Here is a 2,242-nt window from a genome sequence, read left to right as displayed (position 1 = left end):
GGATCGAAGGCAAACTCTTCCCAGATACCCAGGTTGTAGATCAGGGTATCCAGCCCGCTCTCGACCACCGAAGCTTCAATGGTCTGAGCAGCTTTGGCGGGTTCGGCCAGGTTGGCTTCGATCCAGTGCACCTGCACATCAGCCTTGTGGTTGAGCTGGTCAGGACGGCTGCGGGATACACCGATCAGCGTATCCCCGGCTTCGCCCAACCCTTCGATCAGGGCTTTGCCCAGGCCTTTGCTGGCGCCAACTACCATGGTTTTCATTACGCGTCTCCTTGACTGGAGGGCGTAGTTATAAGGCAGTTGGGTGGGGCTTTCCAGCGTGTACTTACGCTTGCACCGCTTCCGGGCAAGTCCGCAAACCTGCACGCCGCGCACGCCAGCCCAAACCCAGCACCATCAGCAAACCCAGCCCAGCCATGATCGCGCCTGCCAGTGAAATGGCCGGATAGCCCAACCCGGCATTGATCACCGCACCCCCCAACGCCGCACCAATCGCATTCCCAAAATTGAACGCACCGATGTTCATCGCCGAAGCCAGGTTAGGCGCGTCCTTTGCTGCCTCCATCACCCGCATCTGCAACGGCGGCACCAGGGCAAAGCTGGCAGCGCCCCACAGCAGGATCGACAGCGCCGCAGGCAGCGGCCACGGCATAAGGACCGAGAAGGCCAACAGCACGGCAATCAACACCACCAGCGAGATGATCAGGGTGCGGTCCACCGAGCGGTCCGCAGACTTGCCACCCCACACATTGCCCAGGGTTAGCCCGACTCCGAACAGCACCAGCATCCCGGTGACGAAGTTGGTCGAAGCGTGGGTGACGTCGCGCAGAATCGGCGCGATGTAGGTGAATACCGTAAACATCGCACTCGAGCCCACCACGGTCAGCGCCAACGCGGCCAGCACCGGCCCGCGACCCAGCACACGGATTTCCGCCATCAGCCCGCCACCCTTGGGCGCGGGAGTATTGGGCAATGCCCACCACAGCGCCGCCATGACCACCGCGCCGAGCCCACTGATGCCCCAGAACGCGGTACGCCAACCGAAGTTCTCGCCAAACCAGGTCGCCAGGGGCACGCCGCCAATGGTTGCGAGGGTCAGCCCCATGAACATCGCCGCCACAGCGCCCGCGCGCTTCTCGGGCGCCACCAGGCTTGCGGCCACAATCGAGCCAATCCCAAAGAACGCGCCGTGATTAAGCGACGTCACCAGCCTGGCGATCATCAGCGTCTGGTAGTTGCTGGCCAACGCTGACAGCAAATTACCCAGGGTAAAAATCGCCATCAGCCCGATCAGCAAATAACGGCGGGGCACCCTGGCCGTTGCCAGGGTCATGATCGGCGCGCCAATCAATACGCCCATGGCGTAGGCGCTCACCAACAGGCCCGCAGCGGGAATGGAGACATCAAGATCAGCGGCGATACCGGGCAACATGCCCATAGGTGCAAACTCTGTGACCCCGATGCCAAAGGCACCGACGGACAATGCTACAAGGGGGGGATTGATACGCATGGGTGACTCCTCATCTGTGAGCCAAATGCTACAATCCTGCCTTTTGCAGCAGTAGCCCTTGCTTGGGAACTACAGCTTTGCGCAGGAGGCACAAATGGACAGCGGCGGGCGGTCGGGAGAGATGGAAGTGTTCACCATGGTCGCCGAGCACGGCAGCCTGTCGGGTGCGGCCAGGGCTTTGGGGCTGACCCCCTCGGCCATCAGCCGCATCATCACCCGCACCGAACAGCGCATCGGCACCCGCCTGCTGCTGCGCACCACCCGCGCCATCACCTTCACCGCCGAAGGCGAAGCCTACCTGCGCGGCGCGCGGCGCATCCTCGCCGACATGGCCGAAGTCGAAGACGCCATCACCGACCAGGGCGCCCCACGCGGGCGCCTGCGCGTCAGCGCCGCACTGGCCCACGGCCGCATGACCATCGTCCCCCTGATCGCCGCCTTCAGCGCTCGCTATCCCGCCATCGTCGTCGACCTGATGCTCGGCGACGAAGTCGTGGATATTCTCGGTGGCCAGGCCGACGTCGCCATCCGCTTCGGCCCCCTCGCCGACAGCCCCCTGACCGCTCGTCTTATCGGCTCTACCGGGCAGGTTATCGTCGCCTCGCCGGAGTACCTGGCACGGCATGGCACCCCCGTGACGCCGCAGGATTTACTGCAACACAACTGCCTGCGCTTCAACTTCCGCAGAGCGGCGCCGGATTGGCCGTTTCGGGTGGAGGGGCGGGAG

The 2,242-nt window shown here is 63.8% G+C and carries 3 protein-coding genes; 1 reads left to right on the top strand and 2 read right to left on the bottom strand.

What is annotated here, in order from left to right; all coding sequences use genetic code 11:
- Both GIW04_RS29975 and GIW04_RS29970 read right to left on the bottom strand, forming a co-directional pair.
- Positions 1 to 266, bottom strand: a 266-nt coding sequence (locus GIW04_RS29975) for an SDR family NAD(P)-dependent oxidoreductase (RefSeq protein ID WP_236479556.1), incomplete at its 3' end; no start/stop codon positions are given.
- Between the two features lie 64 nt (positions 267 to 330).
- A complete protein-coding gene (locus GIW04_RS29970; protein ID WP_120248118.1) occupies positions 331 to 1,515 on the bottom strand; it encodes an MFS transporter in 1,185 nt (394 codons plus the stop codon).
- Between the two features lie 94 nt (positions 1,516 to 1,609).
- Between GIW04_RS29970 and GIW04_RS29965 the strand changes: the two genes are divergently transcribed.
- Positions 1,610 to 2,242 (top strand): LysR substrate-binding domain-containing protein (locus GIW04_RS29965; RefSeq protein ID WP_236479557.1); only part of this gene is annotated, 633 nt, incomplete at its 3' end.

The sequence above is a fragment of the Pseudomonas sp. PA-4-8C genome (assembly GCF_021606625.1).
Classification (GTDB): Bacteria; Pseudomonadota; Gammaproteobacteria; order Pseudomonadales; family Pseudomonadaceae; genus Aquipseudomonas; species Aquipseudomonas lactis.
This window is presented reverse-complemented; position numbering and strand designations above follow the sequence as displayed.